The organism is Nocardia sp. 2TAF39 (genome assembly GCF_052114905.1).
Classification (GTDB): domain Bacteria; phylum Actinomycetota; class Actinomycetes; order Mycobacteriales; family Mycobacteriaceae; genus Nocardia.
Genome location: NZ_JBFRFQ010000065.1, coordinates 27,341 through 49,198 on the forward strand (window position 1 = coordinate 27,341; position 21,858 = coordinate 49,198).

The 21,858-nt window shown below is 65.3% G+C and carries 20 protein-coding genes, 2 tRNA genes and 1 pseudogene; 13 read left to right on the forward strand and 10 right to left on the reverse strand.

The features are described from left to right. The first annotated feature begins 38 nt into the window (after positions 1-38). On the forward strand, positions 39-989 hold the full coding sequence (locus tag AB4Z47_RS28225) for an alpha/beta hydrolase (protein WP_441955330.1): 951 nt from the start codon (positions 39-41) through the stop codon (positions 987-989). Here the strand turns inward: AB4Z47_RS28225 and hisC are convergent. Next, on the reverse strand, positions 986-2,065 hold the full coding sequence (hisC, locus tag AB4Z47_RS28230) for a histidinol-phosphate transaminase (RefSeq protein WP_441955332.1): 1,080 nt from the start codon (positions 2,063-2,065) through the stop codon (positions 986-988). The genes AB4Z47_RS28225 and hisC overlap by 4 nt on opposite strands. A 118-nt stretch (positions 2,066-2,183) precedes the next feature. Between hisC and AB4Z47_RS28235 the strand changes: the two genes are divergently transcribed. The 5 genes from AB4Z47_RS28235 to AB4Z47_RS28255 all read left to right on the forward strand — a co-directional run bounded on the left by AB4Z47_RS28235 (position 2,184) and on the right by AB4Z47_RS28255 (position 4,855). Beyond that, complete coding sequence (locus AB4Z47_RS28235; RefSeq protein WP_441955334.1) at positions 2,184-2,888, forward strand: dienelactone hydrolase family protein; 705 nt, start codon at positions 2,184-2,186, stop codon at positions 2,886-2,888. A gap of 88 nt (positions 2,889-2,976) precedes the next feature. Beyond that, positions 2,977-3,066, forward strand: a tRNA-Ser gene (locus AB4Z47_RS28240). Between the two features lie 35 nt (positions 3,067-3,101). Continuing rightward, positions 3,102-3,174, forward strand: a tRNA-Arg gene (locus AB4Z47_RS28245). A gap of 351 nt (positions 3,175-3,525) precedes the next feature. Continuing rightward, the gene (locus AB4Z47_RS28250; protein ID WP_441955335.1) at positions 3,526-4,479 is read left to right on the forward strand and encodes a hypothetical protein; all 954 of its coding nucleotides are present in this window, start codon (positions 3,526-3,528) and stop codon (positions 4,477-4,479) included. 196 nt (positions 4,480-4,675) lie between these two features. Continuing rightward, on the forward strand, positions 4,676-4,855 hold the full coding sequence (locus AB4Z47_RS28255; protein ID WP_441955337.1) for a hypothetical protein: 180 nt from the start codon (positions 4,676-4,678) through the stop codon (positions 4,853-4,855). Here the strand turns inward: AB4Z47_RS28255 and AB4Z47_RS28260 are convergent. From AB4Z47_RS28260 to AB4Z47_RS28280, 5 genes are all read right to left on the reverse strand, one after another. Further along, the gene (locus tag AB4Z47_RS28260; protein WP_441955339.1) at positions 4,839-5,957 is read right to left on the reverse strand and encodes a hypothetical protein; all 1,119 of its coding nucleotides are present in this window, start codon (positions 5,955-5,957) and stop codon (positions 4,839-4,841) included. The two genes, AB4Z47_RS28255 and AB4Z47_RS28260, sit on opposite strands and share 17 nt — an antisense overlap. Before the next feature lie 68 nt (positions 5,958-6,025). Further along, entirely contained in the window at positions 6,026-6,532 is a 507-nt protein-coding gene (locus tag AB4Z47_RS28265) for a hypothetical protein (RefSeq protein ID WP_441955341.1), read from the reverse strand. Positions 6,533-6,631: 99 nt separating this feature from the next. Further along, positions 6,632-6,799, reverse strand: a complete 168-nt coding sequence (locus AB4Z47_RS28270; protein ID WP_441955343.1) for a hypothetical protein — start codon at positions 6,797-6,799, stop codon at positions 6,632-6,634. 151 nt (positions 6,800-6,950) lie between these two features. Continuing rightward, complete coding sequence (locus AB4Z47_RS28275) at positions 6,951-7,313, reverse strand: hypothetical protein (protein WP_441955345.1); 363 nt, start codon at positions 7,311-7,313, stop codon at positions 6,951-6,953. Further along, complete coding sequence (locus tag AB4Z47_RS28280) at positions 7,295-7,471, reverse strand: hypothetical protein (protein ID WP_441955347.1); 177 nt, start codon at positions 7,469-7,471, stop codon at positions 7,295-7,297. Before AB4Z47_RS28280 ends, AB4Z47_RS28275 begins: the two co-directional genes overlap by 19 nt. Positions 7,472-7,711: 240 nt before the next feature. Between AB4Z47_RS28280 and AB4Z47_RS28285 the strand changes: the two genes are divergently transcribed. Then, complete coding sequence (locus tag AB4Z47_RS28285) at positions 7,712-8,869, forward strand: helix-turn-helix domain-containing protein (protein WP_441955349.1); 1,158 nt, start codon at positions 7,712-7,714, stop codon at positions 8,867-8,869. Positions 8,870-9,516: 647 nt separating this feature from the next. Here AB4Z47_RS28285 and AB4Z47_RS28290 read toward each other — a convergent pair. The 3 genes from AB4Z47_RS28290 to AB4Z47_RS28300 are packed head-to-tail and all read right to left on the reverse strand — an operon-like array spanning position 9,517 to position 10,155. After that, a complete protein-coding gene (locus AB4Z47_RS28290; RefSeq protein ID WP_441955351.1) occupies positions 9,517-9,723 on the reverse strand; it encodes a hypothetical protein in 207 nt (68 codons plus the stop codon). Beyond that, positions 9,713-9,922, reverse strand: coding sequence for a hypothetical protein (locus AB4Z47_RS28295; protein ID WP_441955353.1), 210 nt, complete (start codon positions 9,920-9,922; stop codon positions 9,713-9,715). Before AB4Z47_RS28295 ends, AB4Z47_RS28290 begins: the two co-directional genes overlap by 11 nt. Then, positions 9,904-10,155, reverse strand: coding sequence for a hypothetical protein (locus AB4Z47_RS28300; RefSeq protein WP_441955354.1), 252 nt, complete (start codon positions 10,153-10,155; stop codon positions 9,904-9,906). The genes AB4Z47_RS28295 and AB4Z47_RS28300 overlap by 19 nt, the downstream gene beginning before the upstream one ends. Before the next feature lie 173 nt (positions 10,156-10,328). Here AB4Z47_RS28300 and AB4Z47_RS28305 point away from each other — a divergent pair, with 173 nt between their 5' ends. After that, positions 10,329-11,258, forward strand: a complete 930-nt coding sequence (locus AB4Z47_RS28305) for a helix-turn-helix domain-containing protein (protein ID WP_441955356.1) — start codon at positions 10,329-10,331, stop codon at positions 11,256-11,258. Between the two features lie 451 nt (positions 11,259-11,709). Here the strand turns inward: AB4Z47_RS28305 and AB4Z47_RS28310 are convergent, their stop codons facing one another. Then, positions 11,710-12,915, reverse strand: a complete 1,206-nt coding sequence (locus AB4Z47_RS28310) for a cytochrome P450 family protein (RefSeq protein WP_441955358.1) — start codon at positions 12,913-12,915, stop codon at positions 11,710-11,712. Between the two features lie 404 nt (positions 12,916-13,319). Between AB4Z47_RS28310 and AB4Z47_RS28315 the strand changes: the two genes are divergently transcribed. From AB4Z47_RS28315 to AB4Z47_RS28335, 5 genes and pseudogenes are all read left to right on the forward strand, one after another. Continuing rightward, on the forward strand, positions 13,320-14,954 hold the full coding sequence (locus AB4Z47_RS28315) for an acyltransferase domain-containing protein (protein ID WP_441955360.1): 1,635 nt from the start codon (positions 13,320-13,322) through the stop codon (positions 14,952-14,954). Positions 14,955-15,241: 287 nt separating this feature from the next. Next, a pseudogene (locus AB4Z47_RS28320) lies at positions 15,242-15,853 on the forward strand (transposase); the annotation flags it as partial. Continuing rightward, complete coding sequence (locus tag AB4Z47_RS28325) at positions 15,762-16,973, forward strand: SDR family oxidoreductase (protein ID WP_441955362.1); 1,212 nt, start codon at positions 15,762-15,764, stop codon at positions 16,971-16,973. The pseudogene AB4Z47_RS28320 and the gene AB4Z47_RS28325, both read left to right, overlap by 92 nt. Then, positions 16,912-20,823, forward strand: coding sequence for an SDR family NAD(P)-dependent oxidoreductase (locus AB4Z47_RS28330; protein WP_441955363.1), 3,912 nt, complete (start codon positions 16,912-16,914; stop codon positions 20,821-20,823). Before AB4Z47_RS28325 ends, AB4Z47_RS28330 begins: the two co-directional genes overlap by 62 nt. After that, positions 20,820-21,842 (forward strand): ScbA/BarX family gamma-butyrolactone biosynthesis protein, encoded by a 1,023-nt coding sequence (locus tag AB4Z47_RS28335; RefSeq protein WP_441955365.1) that lies wholly within the window; start codon positions 20,820-20,822, stop codon positions 21,840-21,842. The genes AB4Z47_RS28330 and AB4Z47_RS28335 overlap by 4 nt, the downstream gene beginning before the upstream one ends. Positions 21,843-21,858: the final 16 nt, after the last annotated feature.

The window sequence follows — 21,858 nt, forward strand, 5'->3', positions numbered from 1 at the left end:
CTCCCCAAGTGGCGGCGGTCCCCCCGGCCCCTCCGCCGGTGAGCACAGGCTCCTCGGACGGCCCCGGTCCGGCCGAGCCGACTACAAAACAGCCCTCGACGCCGACAATCAAGCGGATCGAGCCGATCAACGATCGGTGGCTACGGGTCTTCGTCGCCTCGCCCGCGATGAGCCGTGAGGTCGAGGTGCAGGTGCTGCTGCCGCGCGATCAGTCCCACCCGCGTCCGACGGTATACATGCTCGACGGTCGCAGTGCCGACAACGACAGCAACAACTGGACCCGGCTCGGGCATGCGGACCGGTTCTACGCGGACAAAGATGTCAACGTCGTGCTCACCGTCGGCGGTCCGGCCAGCTTCTACGCCGACTGGCAGCGCCCGGACCCGGTGCTCGGTACCAACATGTGGGAGACGTTCCTGACCAAGGAGCTGCCCCCGCTGCTCGACGCGAAGTTCAACGGCAACGGGCGCAACGCGGTAATGGGCGTCTCGATGGGCGCCGAGGCCGCGATGATGCTCGCGTTCCGGCATCCGACGCTCTACACCGCGATCGGGGCGCACAGCGGCTGCTTCTCGACGGGCACCGACATCGGCCAAGCGCAGGCGCGCGCCGTGGTGGCCACCTACCAGGGTGAGCCGGACAACATGTTCGGCAAGCAGAACGACCCGGACTGGCTGGCCCACGATGTCACGCTGCACGCGGACGCGTTGCGTGGCAAGACGATCTACCTGTCGGTCGGCAGCGGCGTGCCCGGCGTGCACGACGTGCCCGGCACTCCCGACCTGGACGTGGTCAGTGCCATCGGCTTCGGCGGGCCGCTGGAGGCCGCGACCAACGCCTGCACCCGCAGGCTCGCGGAGCGGCTTCGCAGTCTCGGCATTCCGGTGACCGCGCACTTCAGGGCGACCGGAACGCACTCCTGGCCGTACTGGGAAGACGAGCTCGCCCTGTCCTGGCCGACGATCGCGGGCGCGCTCGGCGTCCGCTAATCCAGGAACCGCGTGAGCACCGCGGGATCGGTGGCGAAGCCGAGGAACACCTCGTTCTCATGCGGGTCGCCGATGGTGACCCGCACGCCGTCGGTGCCGTACGGCCGCACCAGCACTCCCGCCTCCGCGCTCGCTTCGCCGTACTCCGCGTTGCGCTCGCCGAGCGGCAGCCAGACGAAGTTCGCCTCGCTCGGCGGCACCCGGTAGCCCGCCGCCACCAGCGCGTCGCGTACCCGCTCTCGCTCGGCGACGAGAAGGTCGGTGCGGTCCAGCAATTCGTGCCTTGCCTCCAGCGATGCGATCGCCGCTGCCTGTGCTACCTGGTTCACGCTGAACGGGATGTGTACCTTCAGCAGCGCCGTGATCACCGCGGGATCGCCTACCGCGTAGCCGACCCGCAGCCCGGCCAGTCCGTAGGCCTTGGAGAAGGTGCGCAGCACAACCACATTGGGCCGGGTCCTGCCGAGCTCGACGCCGTCCGGGCGGTCCTCGGGGGCCAGCCGCAGGTACTCGTAGTAGGCCTCGTCCAGCACGACGAGTACGTGCGGCGGCACCGCGTCCAGGAACCGGATCAGCGCCGCCTTCCCGACGGCGGTGCCGGTCGGGTTGTTCGGGTTGCAGACGAAGATCAGCTTGGTCCGCTCGGTCACAGCAGCGGACAGTGCGTCCAGATCGTGCACCAGGTCCGCGGTGAGCGGCACCTGCACGGCGGTGGCGTTGGCCACCTTCGTCACGATCGGGTACGCCTCGAACGAGCGCCAAGCGAACAGCACTTCGTCGGTGGATGCGGCGCAGGTGATCTGCACCAACTCTTGGCACAACGCCACGCTGCCGCAGCCGACCGCGATATTGTCGAATCCCACACCGAGGAAGTCGGCCAGTGCCGTGCGCAGGTCGGTGACCTGATTGTCCGGATACCGGTTGGCCAGTTCGGCGGCCTCGGCGATGGCCTTGGTGGCGGCGGGCAGCGGACCGAAGGTGGTCTCGTTGCTGGCCAGCTTGACCGCGCTGGGACGGCTGCGGCCGGGGACGTAGGCTGGGATCGAATCGAGGTCCGGCCGGATCTGCGGTGTCACACTCCGACCCTAGTCCGCGCGCCGGAGAGCCCGATCGGGTGGACCGGAAATTCTCTGGGCGATAGGCCCTCACATGCAACTTCTACCGAATATCGGGAACTCGCCCTACGCTTGTTTCATGTCGGGCACCTACGACGATATGGCCCCGCTGCGGGGCGGCGATGTGGAAGAAGAGCGGTCAACTGCCCAAGCGCAGGTGCCCATCACCGTGGCGGAGCCGGAGGGCAACGCCCGCGGCGGGATCGTGCTGCTGCACGAGTGTTGTGAGATCACCGGCGCCGTGCGCGACCTGATGAACGCGCTGGCCGGCGAGGGTTGGACGGTGGTCGCACCCGACCTCTTACACCGCGTGGACGGTGAACCGGGTGGCGCGGTCTTCGGAGACCAGCTGTTCGACGACTTCGACGCCTGCTTCGACTGGCTCACCCGGCGCGGGATATTTCCCGACACCATCGGTGTGCTCGGCTTCGACTCCGCGGGAACCGCCGCCTTCCTGGTCGCCACCAACCGTCCGATCGGGGCCGCGGTGAGCGTCGCGGCGCCCGGCATCATCGAGCCGCTTACCGACCAGGCCGACGCCCTGGTTCGCGCGGCCCCCAACCTGCAGGCGCCGTGGCTCGGCCTGTTCGGCGCCGACGACCCGGCGACCCCGCCCGCCCAGGTCGACCAGCTGCGCGACGCGACCGCCCGGGCTGCGGTCGCCAGCCTGGTCGTCAGCTACCCGGGTCTGCATCACCGCGCCGACAGTCCGGAGTTCGACGACACCGATGCCGTCGCTTCGCAGACCAGGATCTTCGACTGGTTCGACAGCAACCTGCGCTGACCAGCCGTTTTGTGATCTGGAGGGTGGCTCCTGTAACCTTGCTGCTCGGCGGTTCGAAAGGACCGGTGCCCTCGAAGAGAAGGCTCCAGGAGGCGTGCCAGAGCGGCCGAATGGGACTCACTGCTAATGAGTTGTCCCTTCACGGGGACCGGAGGTTCAAATCCTCTCGCCTCCGCCACACCCGGGAAACCGGGTACAACTGAATAAACGCATGCGCCCGTAGCTCAACGGATAGAGCATCTGACTACGGATCAGAAGGTTGGGAGTTCGAGTCTCTCCGGGCGCACAAAAAATGCCTCTGACCTGCAATGCAAGGTCAGAGGCATTTTCCTTTAGTAAGGAATCGACGAGTCCCCCGCCGGAGGGGGCTCGCACGGAATGCACAGAAGCCCGCTCCTCGCACGTCCACGAGGAGCGGGGCTCTTGACCACGGGGGTTAAGATCATCGAGGTGGGCGAACTTCACCACGTCGGTTCTGGCTGCCGAGGTTCTTGGCGTCGACGCCGCGCGGGTCCTTGTTCCAGTTGGCGCGCTAGGCACCATCAGGACCGGGACCATAAAGCGCGTTCATGCGGTCCCTTGCTCTGCAGCGGCCCGCGCGGTCGTCGGCGCGAGACTCGTCAACCACATGCGCCGGATGCGCGAAAACGCCGCACTCAATGCCGCGTTCGCTGCCCTCGGCGAAGACGACGCATACACCCGGGCCTTCCGCGTCGCCGAACAAGCCGAGCAGAGGCTCCGCACGCTTACACCCGCGCTCGACTACAGCAGCGCCATCGAGGACATCCTCGACACCGGAGCGCTGCCCGACGACTTCGCAACCTGGCTGCGCGAACACAACGACGCAGCGGCGCGGTACGACGCGCAGCGCCAGGCGCTCACCGATCTGCGCAACGACGCCACCGCCCGATGCTGGGCCATCCTCACCGCCAACCCCGGGCAGCTACTCACCAACCTCCACCAGCAACTCACCGCGCTCATCGACCAAGCGAGCGAGCCCGCCGCGGCACTGGGCAACATCACCGACGCCGAAGACATCGTCCGCGCCGGCCACAACGCCGTCCAAGCCTTCGGCACCCTCGACCAGGCTCACGCCAAGTACATCGAGATCCGCAGTGCGCAGAGCAAGGTCATGCACGAATGCGTCGACGACATCCTCGTCCGCAACTGCCGATCCACGCTGAGCAACGACAAATCCGCCACAGACGCCTACTTCCGCAACCTCGACGAGCTGTACCCCGGATGGCGACGCCGCCCCAGCCAGTCCGAACGCCAGTACCTCGGCAGCGGACCCGACCCACGCGACTCCGTGCCCTGGCCCCAGGACGGCCCGATGCAACTCGCCGGGTTCATCAACCACGGCGCTGAGTTCTGGGTGCCCACACCGGCACAGCTCGAAGCCCTGCACAAGCAGCGGCGGGACCGTAACTACGCGCTCGAGCAGGAACGCAACGCCCCGGACTACGTGCGGGAACGGATGCGTAAAGAGCGAGAGGCAATCGAGAAGGGCAAGCGCGTCCGGCCCGGACCCGAACAGCTTCGGCGCGCCAACATGCAGCGTCGCCTGTCGACGCCCGGCCTTGTCGGGTGAGGAGGCGACGAATGCCACTCGACAGCCGCACAATCCAGGTCACCCAGCTTGCCGACGCCGGACAGCCCAGCGACCAGGGCCACCCACCCCCTCCCGGGGTCGGGGGCCCTACAGGGGCGTTCTGCGATCTTCCGTCCGCGCATGCATTCGGTAGGCCCCGGGGTGAGCCCCGATATCCCGTCAGGAGGTAGTAGTCATGCGTCATACCGCTGAAGCGCGGAAGATGTTGCGTGCGTTGGATGCCGAGCTTGCCGAGGTATCGGCCCGGCTCGGTCAGCCGGTGCAGTGGTCCGAGCGCGATCGGGCTGTTCTGGAGTTGATCGCGTCGAATATCGACCGGAAAGCTTTGCAGTTCTGCACTACCGGTCGCGGCTGATGCCGCGGCTCTGCTCCGGGCCATCGCTGCCGCCGCGTTCAACCCGCGGAGCTTCATCGTCCCGATCGCGGTTCACCGCCGCTGACGGCGGCTCGGCCTGGCCGAGTCCGAGAATATTCACGACCTCCGGCGGCAGGCCCTGCCGTTGCAGCCGAGCGAGTTCATCCGCGCGTTCCTTCTCGGCTGTTGCCCGCCCGTCGCGTTCCTTGTCAGCGGCAGCACGCGCCTTGTCGGCCGCTTCACGCTCCACGCTGGCAGAGTCGGCCGTCTCTCGGGCGGCCCGTTCCCCGACCTCGACAGCTTCCTGTCTTCGCCAGAGTTCACTTGGCGGCGGGAATTCTTGCGCGACCCGTTCGGCCGCCTCACGTTCGACCTTTGCACGCTCGGCACTCTTCGCGGTTTCCGGCGTTTCGCGTGCTGGCGTAGCTCGCTCAGCTTGTTCTCGGGCCTGACGAGCACGGTCGGCGTGCTGGCGGGCGTCGGCCCGACCCTGCGCGGCAGCGCCCCGGAACTGCTGGAACTTGCGGAATTTCTCCGCCCGCTCGCGTGCTCGCGCCAGCTCCGCGATTTTCTCCCGCCGACTCTCTAGCGCATGAGCCTTTCCCTCTCGGGCTCTGTCTCGGACGCCGGGCAGTTCGAGCTGCTGCCCTCTTCCTCGCTCGATGGCGAGACCTTTAGCCCAAACCTCGCGGGCATCGGATCGAGAGATTTCGAGGTGTGTGAACTTGTCTGGGAAGTCTCGCTTCAACCCGGTCAACAGCTCCCGGCACTCTTTCGATACCGACTCGCCTTCCACTGAACGCACCAGAAGGTGCTCGATGATGCCACGCTCTAATAGGAAGCGATCCTTTTCGAGTTCCCTCCTGTCGTTCTCGCCCGTCATTGACCCGGACTTATCTTCTACCGCTAAAATCTGTCCTTTCTCGTTGACCTTTTCCTTGTCGTAGCGGCGGAAACCTTCCGGGGTCCAATGCTCCCGCGACTGCGGCGGCTTAGTATAGCCGTTCTCACGGTCGCGATATAATCTGTCGGTACCGTTTTCCCAGATTCGCCCCCGCGCGTTATTGTTGAATTCTTCACGATCTTTGTCGTAGCCATCCATGGCGCGGAATCCACCCCCCGATATGGACCGTTCAGTAAAAGTCTGACCCCCTAACCGTCATGTGGCGATTATTGGGGCTCGGCCTGCTCCTCGGCGTACCGGGTCGAAAATTCTCGCAGCAGTGCGGCGATGCGAGAGAAGCCACCGCCGGTAGCATCCTTCATCAATCCCCATGCGGTGTCGGCTTGGGCATCGGCGAATCCGTATTGCAAGGCTGGATTGACGTGATCGTAGAACGAATATTCTCGACCGAACCACGGCGCATCGCGCCACTGCGCCCCGGTGAACTTGATAAAACATTCACCGATAAAACAAATGAATGCGTCTGCCATATCGGCGTTCTCGGGAGCCATTGCGGTAGCCATATCCGGGAACAGTTCAGACACTACGGCGTCAAGGTTGGACAATTCTGGGGCACCTTCGGGCCACGGCTCCGAAGGGAAGTCGGCCATACCCGCATGATCCACGAATTTCTGGACTTGGGCGGCCCTTCGGTCGGGGTCGACCCACTTGCCCCACTCGGCCCGCTCGACAGGCACCCCGAGATCCATGCTCATCTGTTCGTCGTCACTCACGTTGTCTACCCCTTCTCGTCATGGCCCGAACGGGCCAGTGCCCCATTTCGAGGCTCAAGGTACAGGCGTTCATTCGGTAGCCTCGGCAAGCCGTTCGGGCTAGGTCCACCTCCGGTTGCGGATCTTGATCACGGCGGCAGTGAGGGTGGCGCACACGCCGACCTCGCACCTGCTGTGCGCGATGAGTGCGGCGTCCGGGTTGGCGAATCCCCATGCGGCGTCGAGGTGGTCGCGGTGCAACGGGACGACATTGTCGGGTTCGCTCACAACTGCGGCGGCTCGAGCGCCAGGCGCAGCAGCGCGCCGCGTTTCCTCGGGCACGGCGGCTCACACGTCTCGTGGAGGTGCAGAATCCCGCGGGCCCACTCCGGTGACATGGTCGCCGGCGGGTACTTGTCGCAATGGTCGTTCACCCAGTTCATCCGCGGTCCGCCCACTCGCGGATAGGACCGACGAACAGCTCTACCGTTTCGATGGGCGCCCCGAAATGGCCTTCCGGCGGTCCCATGAGCGGCGCGCGCGCCGGCAGCTCCAGTTCGCTGCTGCAGGGGTGGACCTCGAGGTGTTCGTCATTCGCCATGTTCGGCTCCGTTCCCGTACCGAACACGTACGCGCTCGCAGACAGGTACTGCTTGCAGCTGGGGCCGTGGCCCGAGTGGACGTTGACGACGAACTGGGCTTGCTCGAGCGACCGGAATGCCCCGTCCTGCCAGCAATTACGGTGGAAGTGACGCCACATCTCGGCGTCGGCGAGAGTGATCGTCATCGGGCGGCCCGCCACCGTTTGACGATCTTGGCTTCGATGAGGACATCGAGCGCGGCGGCCTTGTCTGCGCACGTTTCGGTGTCGCAGCCGATCCGGGCCTGCCACACCAAATGTGCGTCATCGACGGTGTACGGGAAATCGGGCGCTTCGTGGCACGTCTCAGCGCTTCTCACGGGCCGATCGAAGAATACGATCGTGCCGCAGATGAGAGCAGCCACCGCGAAGGCGGTCAATAGGGCGATGGGCATCTTGTCTGTACCCCCGGGCGCGTTGTGGTGTGGGTTGGTGGGCACTCGACGCCGGGAGTCGGGGTTCACCGGCGCCGAGTGCTTTCTCGAGAGTCGCGCTCCGCGAACGGATTCGATATGGATTCGCGTCCACAGTCGTCCACAACCACGCATACGATGACCTGCATGGGCAATCCCGAGCGCCCCGAGTCGGCCGATCTCGGCACCCGACTGCGCATCGCGCGCGAGTCTGCTGGCGTCAGTCTGGCGGCCCTAGCTGCGCGTACTCACTTCAGCAAGTCGATGCTCGGCTCGCTGGAGACAGGACAGCGACAGGTCCGGCCAGAACACATCACCGCTTACTCCGAAGCACTGAACGTCTCCGTCTACGCACTGACCGCGCCCCCCGATGACCCGGTCCGCATCGCTCACGAGTGGCTGGTCACCGATTCAGTGGCAGTCACACATTCCGCTGCCGGACGCAGAGTCGGAGCCGATTTGGCCGGAGCTCTGGAGCAGCGCGTGATCGAGCTACGCCACCTCGACGATTCGATCGGCGGACGCGACCTGTACCCAGTGGTTCACAAGGAACTGATCGATGCACAGGCCGTCGTTCTGGAAGGCAGCTACACCGAGCGAGTCGGGCAACGCCTGCTGACCGCCATCGGGGAGCTCTCGCAACTGGCTGGGTGGGTCGCCTCGGACGCCGGTCGCTACCAGGACGCACAACGGATCTACCTCGACGGGGTATCAGCCGCCAGCACTGCGGGACACCACGCACTCGCCGGGCAACTGCTGTCGTCACTCGCCTACCAGATCGCGAATGTCGGCAATCCGACCGACGCCGCATTGCTCGCCCGGAGCGCGGTGGCTGGCGCGACCGACGCAACCCCCGTCGTGCGTACCCTCCTGCTCGAACGGGTGGCCTGGGCGAGCGCACGGACCCGAGATCATGACGGTACCCGCCGTGCCTTGGACGCCGTCGGCGACACCTTCGAATCCCGGTCGCCGGGCATCAAAGAACCCGAGTGGGTGTACTGGGTCAACCGAACCGAAATCGATGTGATGGCCGGACGGTGCTTCGTGGAACTCAGCGATGCACCACGAGCCGCGCCCCTGCTGTCACGCGCCATCCAGAACTACCCGACCGGCCATGCCCGGGAAGTGGCGCTGTATCGGACCTGGCTCGCCGAAGCCTATGCCCGCAGCGGGGATCTCGACGCCGCACGAGCCAACACCGAGCGTGCCCGCCGCGCCGCAGCCCGCGTGAACTCCTCACGGCTCGACCGGCGCGTCAGCGAAGTCGAACGGATGTTGGAGTCGAAACGCGCAACGTGGGTGTGACGTCCCGCGCGCGATGGGGCACCCGTAGCCCCTGTGCCCACGGTTCGGCGCGGCGCACCATTTGCCGACGCCGACAAAATCTCCGGTCAGCCAGGTTGTCAGCGTCGGCAACCTGGGCCCACGGTTGGGATGGGTATCCCGTACTTTCCCCTTACAAACGACCCTGAATTCGGCCGAATCGGGACGGACGATTGCGGACGCAATTTGCGCCGTAATCGGTTGAGGCGCAAAACGATTACGGACGATTGTGAATATGTACGGCCGTGCCGAATGGGGCCGGAATCTACCCAGAAGGTCGGGAGTTCGAGTCTCTCCGGGCGCACAAAAAATGCCTCTGACCTGCAATGCAAGGTCAGAGGCATTTTTGTTTAGTAAGGAATCGACGAGTCCCCCCGCCGATTAAGATCATCGAGGTGGGCGAACTTCACCACGTCGGTTCTGGCTGCCGAGGTTCTTGGCGTCGACGCCGCGCGGGTCCTTGTTCCAGTTGGCGCGCTAGGCACCATCAGGACCGGGACCATAAAGCGCGTTCATGCGGTCCCTTGCTCGCCCGCGCGGTCGTCGGCGCGAGACCCGTCCGGATGCTCAGTTCCTGCGTTGTCAGTGGCTGTCCCTGGGCTAGGGCACCGAGGACCATTGCCTGCGATCTACTGAGCGCCATCGGATTTTTTCGCCAGCACGCGCAGCGCGTCACGGATTCGTTGAAGCAACTCCAGTGACTGGTCGCCGCTGATGTCGCTGAGGAGCTCGGCGGTTTCCTCGGGGCTGTAGGGCCAGCCGTCGGCGCCGATGATCGACCATGTGCCGTCGATGTGGCTCTGCCTGATGCCGATTGGCTCGTTGTTACTCGGCATGTTCGGCTCCGTCGCCGGAGCCCATGATGTGTGCCGTCGCGGCGAGGTACTGGAGGCAGGTGTGTCCGTGACCGGCGTGGACATTGATGACGAATCGGGCCTGGTCCAGTGAACGAATTGGGCTCTCGGCGTGGCAGTTGCGGTGGAAGTGGCGCCATTGTTCGGCGTCGGCGAGGGTGGTCACCGGATAGCCCGCCATGGTTTGACGATCTTGGCGTCGATGAGGACGTCGAGTGCGGCGGCTTTGTCGGCGCACGTTTCGGTGTCGCAGCCGATTCGGGCCTGCCACACCAGGTGTGCGTCCTCCGGGGTGTACGGGACAGCGGGTGCGGGATGGCACGTCTCAGTGCTTCTCACGGGCCGATCGAAGAAACAGATCGTGCCGTAGAAGACGGCGGCGACGGTGAAGGCGATCAACAGAGCTATGGGCATTCGGGCTGTATCCCCTAGGCGCGTCGGGTGTGTGTTCTGTTGGTGGGCACCCGACGCCGAGGATTCAGGGGTCAACCCGGCGTCGGGTGCTACCTGGAGCATCGACTGAAACGGATTGAAGCCGATGTAAATACGCGTCCACAGCCGTCCACAGCCGCGCTACCGTGATCTGTATGGAACCCGGTGCGCTGCTGCGTGCCGCTCGCGAGGCGGCTGGTATCTCGCTGCGCGCGATGGCCGAGCGGACCTACTACGGCAAGACGTACCTGTCACTGATCGAGACCGGCCAGCGCCCGGTACCTGCCGGTGTCGCTGCCGCCTACGAAAGGGTGCTGGGCGCGGACTTGGAGCGGCTGACGGCAGTAGCGCGAACGCCAGCCAGCGTGGACACCGCCGCCCTGTCCGATGTGGCGGTGATGCTGGCGGCTACGCGGCGGATCGAAGACGTGGCCGGGGCTGTGGCAGTTCTCCCGGCGGCGCGGGGCATGTCTGCCATGACCGAGACCTTTGCCCGCGAGGCGCGCACGGCACGGACCGAGGCGGCGTCCCTCGCGTCTGAGGTCACGCAGTACCGGGGATGGCTGGAGCACGCGATAGGGGCAGACGCTGCCGCCCGGCGTAGCCTCGGCACGGCAGTGAGCCTGGCGAAGGAGTCCCGCGACCCGGACCGGCTAGCGCACAGCCTGGGGTTCCTCGGCTACGTGACTGTGAGCGCGGGGAATTACGGCGAGGTCATCGCCCTGTCGGACGCCGCGCTGGCGGTCCGGGACGCGCATCCCACTATCAGGGCCTACGGACGAATGCGGCGTGCTGAACTGTTGGCCTCGCACGGGGAGACCCGCCAAGCACAGCGCGCGCTGGCTATGGCCGACGCGGCGGCGGAAGCTGCGGACGGCATCGAACCCCCCGCGTCGATGTATTGGTGGGGTGCTGGATTCGGGGCCGTACAGCGTGGCGGCATTCTGGCGCTGCTGGGGCACACGGCCGAAGCAATCGAGGAAGCGACACACGGGCTGGCCGCGATGCCGAACGAGCACCGTCGGTCGGAATGGTTGGCATCGGCACTGCGCCGCGTCGACCCGGACATGAGTGCCGACACCTGATTCACCTCAGCGAACACAAGGGCACCGGTCGACACTCTCGATATCCGATACTTTCCCTTGGGAACAGCGCCGGATTCGGCAGAATCGGTGCGGCTGATTGCGAACATAATGGTGCCGTAATCCTGTGGGGCACAGGATTATTGCGGACAGGTATGAACCCATACGGCCATCCTGAACGGGACGGGAACCTAGCAGAAGGTCGGGAGTTCGAGTCTCTCCGGTCTCACCCTTCAGAGCAGGCCCCTCCGATATCAACGGTGGGGCCTTCTCGCATGACGCCAGCTGGCGGCAAGTCCGGCACTGGGGTTACTCGGGCGGTCGCGGAATGCGGCCGGTGCTTCCAACCGGGCTGGTACGTGGCGTGCAACACCACACGGCGGTCGCGGCGCCGAGATCCGGATCGGATAGGAAACGTCGGCTGACCGAACCGGCCGGCCCGCTGACTCCGTTGTCACACAGTGGGTTCCAGGTGCACGGGGAGGCAGAGTGGCCCGGAGGTCATGATCTGGGGAGGGTACGGGAGCTGTGCGGGATCGCAGGCCAGGCTCAATTGTGGGAATCGGCTGAACAGCGTGGACAGCGCTATCCGGAGTTCCAGCCGGGCCAGCGGCGCGCCGAGGCAGACATGGGGTCCGCGGCCGAAGGCGAGTTGGTCGCGGTGATCGTGGTCGATATCGAAGGTATCGGCATCGGGGTAGTGCTCCGCATCCCGGCCGACGCCGCCGTACCACGTGATAATCGCTCCCTCGGGAATGTCGACTCCGGCGATCATGACGTCTTTCACGGGAAAGCGGAGATTGGCGGTGAACACCGAGGAGCAGTAGCGCAGGACCTCTTCGACGACATCCTTCCAACGGTCCTCGGAGCGGGCCTTGGCGAGCTGTTCTGGATGGGTACACAGGGCTATGACCGCGTTGCCCAGCGTGTGCACGGTCGTCTCGTGTCCGGCTGCGATCGCCAACCACAGCATGCTGACCAATTCTGCGTCGGTCAGTCCGATCTCGTCCGCCTCGAGCAGCGCGGAGGTGAGGTCATCGGCCGGCTCGCGCCGCTTGCGTTGGATCAGCTCGGCGAGGTAGCCGGTCATCTCCAGCATCGCTGTCTGCATCTGCTCGCCGGTACTGGTGTGCGATACGAGGGTGGCGGTCCAGTCGCGCAGCTGTGGTTGTTCGGATTCCGGCACACCGAACAGCTCGCAGATCACCCGTACCGGAAGGGGGGTGTTGAAGGCAGAGACGAGATCGACTGCGCCGTCGCCGCGGGGAATGGCATCGATGAGTTCCGACGTGATCTGCTGGATGCGCGGTTCGAGCGACGCCACCCTGGCGGGGGTGAACGCACTGCTGATCGTCTTGCGCAGCCGCCGGTGATCCTCGCCGTCCTTATTGAGCATGTGGTCCATCTCGGCGAGGGCGCGCATCGGCCAGTCGGCCGCAATAGTGCCGTCGTGCAGCGCGGGGCAGTTCATGGGATTCTTGCTGATGACGGTGCTGTCGCCGATGAGCAGCTCGCTCACGGCGCGATGACTCACCGCCGCCCAGGCCGCGACGCCTCCGGGAAGTTCGATAGGAACGATCGGTCCCTGCTGGCGAATGCGCTCATAGGTCTGAAAGACCGTCTCGCCGACGGTCGGTAGCTGGATAACGGACTCGGTCATGTCGTCTCCCACGGTGTGATGGACAGGTGGCACGCGGACTGCGCGAGTCCGTGCCATGCCAGTGTCGATCGGCCTCGGATGTGGGACCAGCCGAAGCAGTATCTTGTGCCTCGCAACGAAATTCCGAGGCGCAAGAACATAACTCGACGGTGCCGTGCTGGCCGCAACACCATGTCAGGCGGTAGGTCGACACGAGTCGCGTTGCCGCCCGGCAGATCACGCACCGCGTGCGTGACATGCCCAATGGTGGGAAGAAAATTGGGCTGCGACCAGTTCCCGCTATCTACCATCGAGGCGGCGGCGGGCCAGCGCCGATCGCAGTGCCACGCTGATGTGCACGTTGTTTCAATTCGCCAATGAGAGTGGATGATCATGATGGCAAGTGATCTGAGCGGATATTTATGATGAGTGGCACCGCGTTCATGTTTCCGGGCCAAGGCGCCTATCTGGAATCGGTTTTCACAGACCTCGGCATGCACCGCCGAGAAGTCCGGGAGGTGTTCGACGAGGTAGACGGTGCTCTCGACGGCGGCTTCGGGCCGGCATTGTCAAGATTGTTCGTCAACGCACCATCTCTACAAGCGCTGCTTGCCGACGACCCGGATATCGCGCAGCTGGCCCTGTACGGCACCGCAGTCGCGATCAACACCATTCTCGCCAATGAGGGTGTGCGGCCGTCTGTGTTGATCGGCCACAGCCTGGGCGAGATCGCAGCGCTGGTGGCGGCGCAGGCGTTGAGCGTCGGTGACGGCGCCATTATCGTGGCTCGCCGCAACGAGGCGCTGCGCGCGGCTGCGCCGCAGGGAGGAATGCTGGCGCTGAATGCGGGCGTGCCTCGGGTGTCGGCCTTGATCGACGCCGTCGATGATCCTGGCTTGGCCGTCGCCGTAGTGAACAGTCTTCGACAGGTCGTGGTTTCGGGGCGGACGTCGGCGCTGGAAGTGGTCGCCGACGTTGCGCACCGCGTCGGCATCGCCACGGCGCCTGTCGGTGCGCCATACCCATTTCACAACCCGTTGCTCGCCGATGCGGCCGTGCTGTTCGAGAGCAGCATCAGGTCGATCCGTCGCAGGCCTTTGCGGTCGCGGGTGTACTCGCCGATTCTCGGGCGCTATTACGCGGATGGCGACGATCTGCCACAACTGCTTGCCGGTCATCTGACCCGCAAAGTCGACTTCGTGTCGGCCTTGCAGTATCTGTACGGCGCCGGGGTCGACCGCTTCATCGAATGTGGCGCACGCAAAGCGCTGACGGGGATCGTCGATATGACCCTGCCCAACGTGACGGCTCTCGCCACTGTTGTGAAAGGCGTTCCGCCGGTCCAGTCTTTACTCGGTGTCGCACACGGTGCGGATCAGACCGCTGCGCCTCGAACCGCGTTGTCGACAGCGTCGACGTTCGTTCCGCCGCCTATCCCGGTAGCGGCGGCTCCGGTGGATCGGGGGCGGGTGTTGGCAGAGCTGGCGGGGTTGTATGCGGAGGCGGTGGAGTATCCGGTTGATGTGTTCACCGAGGATGCGGATCTGGAGGGGGATCTCGGTATCGATTCGCTGAAGCAGACGGAGTTGATGTCGCAGGTTGCGGCGAAGTTCGGGTTGCCGTTGTCGCCGGATGATTTTCGGGTCGGCGAGCACGGGACGCTCAGTCGTATCGCTGATCTCATCGTGGCCAATGGTGGTTCTTCTGCATCGGTCGCCGCTGTTCGCGCCCCGGATGGCGCGACGTTCGACGCGGAACCTGCCGGCTCACCGGTAGTGGTGGCTCCGGTGGATCGGGGGCGGGTGTTGGCGGAGCTGGCGGGGTTGTATGCGGAGGCGGTGGAGTATCCGGTTGATGTGTTCACCGAGGATGCGGATCTGGAGGGGGATCTCGGTATTGATTCGCTGAAGCAGACGGAGTTGATGTCGCAGGTCGCGGCGAAGTTCGGGTTGCCGTTGTCGCCGGATGATTTTCGGGTCGGCGAGCACGGGACGCTCAGTCGTATCGCTGATCTCATCGTGGCCAATGGCGGACCGCGTCGCCGCGTAGGTGTCTCTTGATGCTCAACGTCGAATAAACCACAGCGTCAGCTCATCCGACCCCCGAGGACCTAGCTTGAGTTTTAACCTCTGAGCTGGGTTTTCAGTACCCCGGGTGATCATGGGTGAAGCCCTTGGTTGAGCATGTCTCCTTGCGACAGAAAGACTTTCGATAACCAAGGGCTTCGGTGAACAGTGTGCACGACACCGGCTGCGCCGGTGCGGTCGGGGAGCTGTCGGCGTTCCGGCAGGAGTTGTATCGGTGCCTGCCCCGGCGGGCGGATGCGGTGTTCGATGTGGTGGACGCGGTGTTGTGCGCGGACGGGCCGGTGCGGTCATTGCCGGAGCTGTCACTGGTCGGCGAGCACCGCCGGGGTCACGGCAGCGTCTATGCGGCACTGGACCGTGGTCGGATCGACATCGCACGATTGCGGCGGGCACTGGTCTCGGTGCCACTGCCGCGGGCCGCGGACGGCCGGTTGGTGCTGGCGGTGGACATCACCTCCTGGTTGCGACCGGAAGCGCATACCTGCCCGCAGCGGATACTGTGTCACACCTACGGGCGCGCCAAGAACACCCATCAGATGATTCCCGGCTGGCCGTACTCGGTGGTCTGCGCGCTGGAATCGGGGCGTAGTTCTTGGACCGCGCCACTGGATGCGGTGCGGCTCGCACCCGGTGACGAGGCCGCCACGGTCACCGCGGACCAGCTACGCACCGTGATCGACAATCTGATCGAGGCCGGGCACTGGCGAGGGGGTGATCCGGATATCTGGATCGTCGCCGACGCCGGCTACGACGCACCCCGGCTGGCGTTCCTGCTGGCAGATGTTCGCCGAGGTGGGCGAGCTGGTCGGCGGCATCGACATCCTGGTCAACAACGCGGCCAGCGGCACCCTGGCCCCCAACGAGGAGCTCGAGCAGCGGCATTGGGACCGCGCCTTCGACACCAATCTCAAGGGAAGTCTCTGGTGCGCCGAGCATGCCGCGCGGATGATGGCCGATCGGGGCGGCGGCGCGATCGTGAACCTGTCGTCGCTCGGAGCGGGCAATGTCCTGGACAACTATATGTCCGTCGGCATCTCCAAGGCCGCTGTCGAGGAGCTGACCAGATACCTCGCAGTGCAGTTCGCACCGGCGAAGGTTCGCGTGAACACCGCGTCGTGCGGCCCTATCGACGGCGAAGTCGTGCGGTTGTTCCCGCAAGCGGACCAGATGTACGAGTCCATCGTCGCCGCCACGCCGTTGGGGCGGATGGCGACTGAGGCCGACCTGGCCGACGTCGTCCTGCTCCTGGCGTCGGATTTGGCGGGATGGATCACCGGCCAGACGATCGTCGCCGACGGCGGATTGACGCTGCGGGGCCCCTTCGCCCCACCAGTGCAGGACACCTTCAGTCCAGGGTCTGTCGCACAAGTCTCCGACGGTGCCTCTGGGGCGAGCTCCAGCATCGCCCGGACCGACGGTGTCGTCGCCGACAGTGCTGCGATCGGCTCCTCCGCCGCCTCTCCGGGCCAACGACCCCATCCCCGGAGGCAGCCACCGTCACCTTTACCGCCGGTCCTCGCGCGGCAGGCCGAATCAGCTGTCTTGGACTGGTATTCGATGCCGGTGCCGCAACAGAATCCGCCTCCCGTGGAGCGCGCACCGGAATCGGAGCAACCGGCCCTGGCCGATGACGATCGCGTCATCGCCGTCGTCGGCATGGGCATGGTCGTGCCGGGAGCGAGTAGTCCGGAGGAGTTCTGGAGACTGCGCCTCGACGGCACGGTGATGCTTACCGAACCCGGTGAGCGTTGGGATCTCGAGTCGTACTACGACCCGGACCCCTCGGAGGAGGACCGCACCTACTCGCGCATCAGCGGATTCATCGCGGACCCTGGCCGGTTCACGACCGACCCGCACGAGGATTACACCACCGGCCACCTACGTCACCTCCAACAAGTCTCTTATCGGGCACACCGGTTGGGCCGCAGGCGTGGTCTCCCTGATCGAAGTGCTGCTCGCCTTCCAGCACAGCCAGATCCCCCCGCAGCATGAATTCGACAAGCCGCCCGCCGAGTTCGAGATAGCCGAGACGAATCTCGAGATACCCACCGCGGTTCGGCCGTGGCCCGCCGCGAAACGACCGCGCACCGCCGCAGTGTCGGGATTCGGATTCGGGGGGACCAACGCCCACCTCATCGCGCGCGACCGGGCCGAGGCGGACAACGTGATCGGTGACCGGCGCTGCGACGAGCCCATCGCCATCGTCGCCTGGAGCTCCGCTCTTCCCGGCGATCCCGGCCAAAACGAGGTGACCGCATGGCTGCGCGGGGCGGGCCGTGCCCCGGCGGCCGGATACGGCGACGAATACCCGCTGCCATCGTTTCGCGAGGTGCGCATTCCCCCGGCGACGTTGCGGACCATCGACCGATGCCAGATGATGATCTTGCAGTGCGTCGGCAAGCTGGCGCCCGAACTGAGCGATTTCTGGTCGGCGAAGCGAGACACGACCGGTGTGTTCGTCGGACACCTCGGCCCGACCCGTAACGGGACTCTGTACGCATCGCGCTGCTACCTCAACCACCTGCGCCGCGTGCTGGCCGAGCAGCCTGAAGGTGTTCGGACCGCCGAGATGCAAGCTGCCTTCGAGTCTTTCGAGGCCACAGTGCGGTCGCTCGTACCACCGGTGAACGAGAACTCCTTCCCCGGCCTGATGCCGAACGTCATCCCCGCGCGGGTATCCAACTACTACGACTTCCATGGCCCGAACATGACGATCGACACCGGCTTTCCCGCCGGGCTGACGGCCGTGCAGCAGGCGGTCGACAGCCTGCGCTGGGGTGCGGTGGACCTGGCATTGGCGTGCGGCGTCAACGGGAATAACACTCCCGAACTGCACCACATCCTCGCGCCCGCGCTCGCCCCCGAAGCAGAGATCGCGGAAGGAGCGTTCATGGTCGCGCTGGCCCGCGAGTCGACCGCGCGCGCCGCCGGGCTGCCGATCCTCGGTGTGATCAGAGAGGGGAATGGTGCGGATGGGACGGAGATCAGGTGCGACCCGCGCCGAGCCGACCGGAGTTACCTGTCCGGCGACGGAGTCAAGGCGCTGATCGCCGCCGTCACCAGCCAGGAACCTACAGTCCGGGTGGTCGTCACCGATCCGCTGACCGGGCATAGTTCGCAGGTGACCGTCGGCACTGCGGCTGTACCCGAGACGGACCTCGGCACTGCGGCTGGACCCGAGACGGACCTCGGCACTGCGGCTGGACACGAGACGGACCTCGGCACTGCCGACAGGGAGGTGGATCGGCATGTCGTCAGGCTGGTGCCACGGCCACTGGAACCGGTCCGCACCACCGCCGTTCACATCGACGCGGGCACTCTCGTCATCACCGACAGCGCCGACCATGCGCGAGGACTGCTGCAGCGTGGGGCGATGGTGGTATGCACGGATCCCGACTTCGGCGCAGCGGACGGCGTCTGCATGTCCGGCAACCTGAATGAGACGGCATTTCAGCAGCTGCCGACGGGATGGCTGGAGCGGATCCGGCATCTTCGGGTGGTTTCGACACTGCCCGATCCGGCAACCGGCCTGGCAGAGACGACGCTGGGGCTGCACGATGCGACGTTCTTGGCGCTGAAGGCGCTGCACCCGCGGCTGGAGCAACGGGAGGGAAGCTTTGCGGTGCTGCTGCTTTCCGCCGTTCGAAGGGGTGTGCCGCACCCGGCGGGCGGGTTGTTCACCGGGCTTGTCAAGAGCATGACGGTCGAACTCGCTCCCGTGCAGTGCTATACAGTGCTGTCGAGCGCCGAACGGCTGGACACCGGTCTCGAGCAATTGGCAGCCGAGCCGACCGCCCGCCACATGTTGCCGGTAGTGGTGTACGACGGCACTACTCGTCAGGCATACGTGCCGATACCCGAGCCGGTATCGGCTACCGAGCAAGTCCGACTCGGCCGGTCTTCGGTCGTCGTCGCGATCGGCGGCGGGCGCGGCATCACGGCCGAATGCGCCGTCGCCGTGGCAGAGAAGTCCTCGGCGAAAGTGTGGATACTCGGCTCCAATCCACTCGATACCCGTCCAGACGGCACCGTGATCGATGATGGCGCGGCGTCTGTACCATCGCGCTCGGAGTTCATTCGCGACAGCTTGCGCAGCGAACCGGGCGTGTCGGTCGCCGAACTGAACACTCGCTATGACCGGATGGCACAGGCACGCACGGTGCGGGCCAATCTCGCACGGATCGCCGCGCACAGCGGTGCGGACCGGGTCAGGTACCTGACCTGCGATGTCGGCGACTATGACATGGTGCTCCGGGCGATCTCGACGATCCGCGACGAAGACGGCCGGATCGACCTCATGGTCAACGGAGCCGGGCTTCATCGCGGCGGTTCGCTGGCGGATAAGAGCCTCGCCGAATTCCGTCGGATTCGCGACATCAGAGTGCGCGGATACGAGAACCTCAACCGGGTGTTCGCCGAGGCGGGAATGCCGCGTCCGGCGATCTGGTGCAACTTCGGCTCGGTGGTCGGATTCATCGGGGAAGCCGGAGAGGCCGACTACGCCTCGAGCCATGAATTCCTGTCGTTGGCAGCGAGCTACTCCAGTAGTGTGCACGGCCACGACGAGGTGACCATCGGGTGGACATTGTGGCGAGACAGCGGCTTCGTGTCCGACCCGGTGACCGCGGCGTTCATGATGCGTGCAGGCACAGGCACTTTCATGGGCAGTGCGGAAGGCAGACAGCACCTCCTGGACGAGCTGCGGCTGCCCCGACGGTATCCCTCGGTGGTGCATCTGGGAGCCGCGGAGTTGGCCACCCTCTACGCTCGGGCACCGGGACTGCGCAACGTAGCCGAGCCGAGCGTCGACTCGGCTACTAGGCGGCAATCATTCTTTCTAGGCCGTCGTCTGGTGGACGAGCCGAGCCGAATCGTCGCCGAGCGGGTGCTGGATCTGACGACCGACAGCTACCTCGCCGACCATATAGTCAAGGGCCTGCCCACGCTTCCGGGAACATTCGTGACCGCGATTGTCGCGGATGCGGCCCTGGCGCTGTCGCCGGACTGGAAGATCACCGCGATGTCCGATCTGACATTCCAGAAGTTCCTGCGGGTCTATCCGGGGGGAACCGGTACGGAGTTTCGAGTCGTCGCCGAAGTCGTCGCCGACGCAGGCGGTGAACGAGTCGTCACGGTGCGAGTGGTCTCCGACGTCCGCGCGCCCGACGGGCGTATATTGCGCCGCGACCAGGTGCACTTCCAGGCCACCGCACACCTGCGTCGCGATCTTCCGCCTGCGCCGCGGGCACAGCAGCCACAACCCGTGGCCGAGAAGGCGGTTGTCGATCCCTACCATGTGTCCAACGACGCGGTGCACCTGACCTGCAGTCTGGTTTCCACCCGGTCGACTCGCGTGTACACCGGCGGGGCTCGCGCAGAATTCTCCTTGCCGCCGCAGCGGCGACACAGGGCCTATGACAGCTTTCGGGTTCCGGCCGTGCTGTTGGACGGCCTCGCTCGAGTGGGCGTGCTGACACCGGGTCGCTACGCGCCGCTGTTCGCCCCGCTGTCGATCGCTCGAATAGATTTCTACGACGACCGCAACGACGTCGAACTGGCCGATGCTTTCCCGGGCGGACTGGAGCTGTATAGCAGCGGTGGCTTCGAAATAGACGAGGCCGATAACGGTCTCGTCGGGAAGCTCAGCGCCGTCGGCGCCGACGGACGGCTCATATTGACGATGTCGCAGATGCGGGGGATCGTGTTCGGGCGTCTCGACACCGAGACCTCGGAATTCCTCACGGCCGCGCAGATGAAACGCAGAACTGGGACCGGAAACGGTCACGACAGCCTGGGTACCGGTACTGCGGCAGGGAACGGCTCATCCGGAGGGCATCGATGAGCATCGTGGCAGGCAAGATAGGGAACGGTGCCGCAGCACCGGTCATTATGCCTGCGGTCGTCGGCGAATTGCAGTACCAGCAGAGCGTGCCGCGCCATGTCGTGCACCGGGCGGCGGTAAACGAGGTCTTCCTGACCGATTCGTGCGCGGCCGGGATCAATCGGTACGCCGTGGCAGCGCAACTGCCCCGGGGGCACGAACTGTATGCCGATCGACCGGTCCGCAGGCACGACCCGATGCTGCTCGCGGAGGTGTGCCGCCAGTCGAGTCTCCTGGTCGGGCACAAGTATTTGGGCGTGCCTGCCGGATGGGTATTCGTGTCCCGCAAGCTGCAGATGGCGATCTTCGACCACGAGTTGTTCGCCGTCGGCGACAAGCCGACGGATATCGTCGTCGACGTCGAGGTGGATCGAAACTTCAAGAACAAGGGGTTTCTGACCAATGCGGGCATGACCTACACGGTCGTAGTCGACGGCAAAGCCGCGGCAAAGTGTGGATCTTCGCTCATCTATCTGCCCCCGGAGTCCTATGGCAAACTGCGCGCGGAGGGTATGGCGAAGAAATCCCTGCCGGGGCCTGATTTCGGAGGAGGCAGTGAGCGAGTGGCCCCGGAAGAAGTGGGACGATCGAACAGTAAAAACGTGGTGATCGGGCGCGGACGAGACCGAATGTATCCGATATGCATAGCGACCGAGCACCCTTCGTTGTTCGACCACGAGGTCGATCACATTTCGGGTGCAGTGCTACTGGAAGCAAGTCGTCAAGCGGCTTTGCAGGACATCTCCGCAATGTCGCCGGAACTGTGGCCCGGATCGGCGAAATTTTCGCGATTGGAAGTCGCGTCGCTCGAAGTCACCTTCGCCGACTTCGCGGAACTGTCGGCCCCGGCATTCTGCCGGGTCGTTCGCTCTTCGTTCGGTCGAGGGTCGAGGGTCGGCGAGCCCGTAGAGATGGAATTGGCGATCGTGCAGTGCGATGCGCAAGTCGCAGACGTGCGCCTTTCGCTACTCATGGTCTGAGGCCTGTTCCATGAGT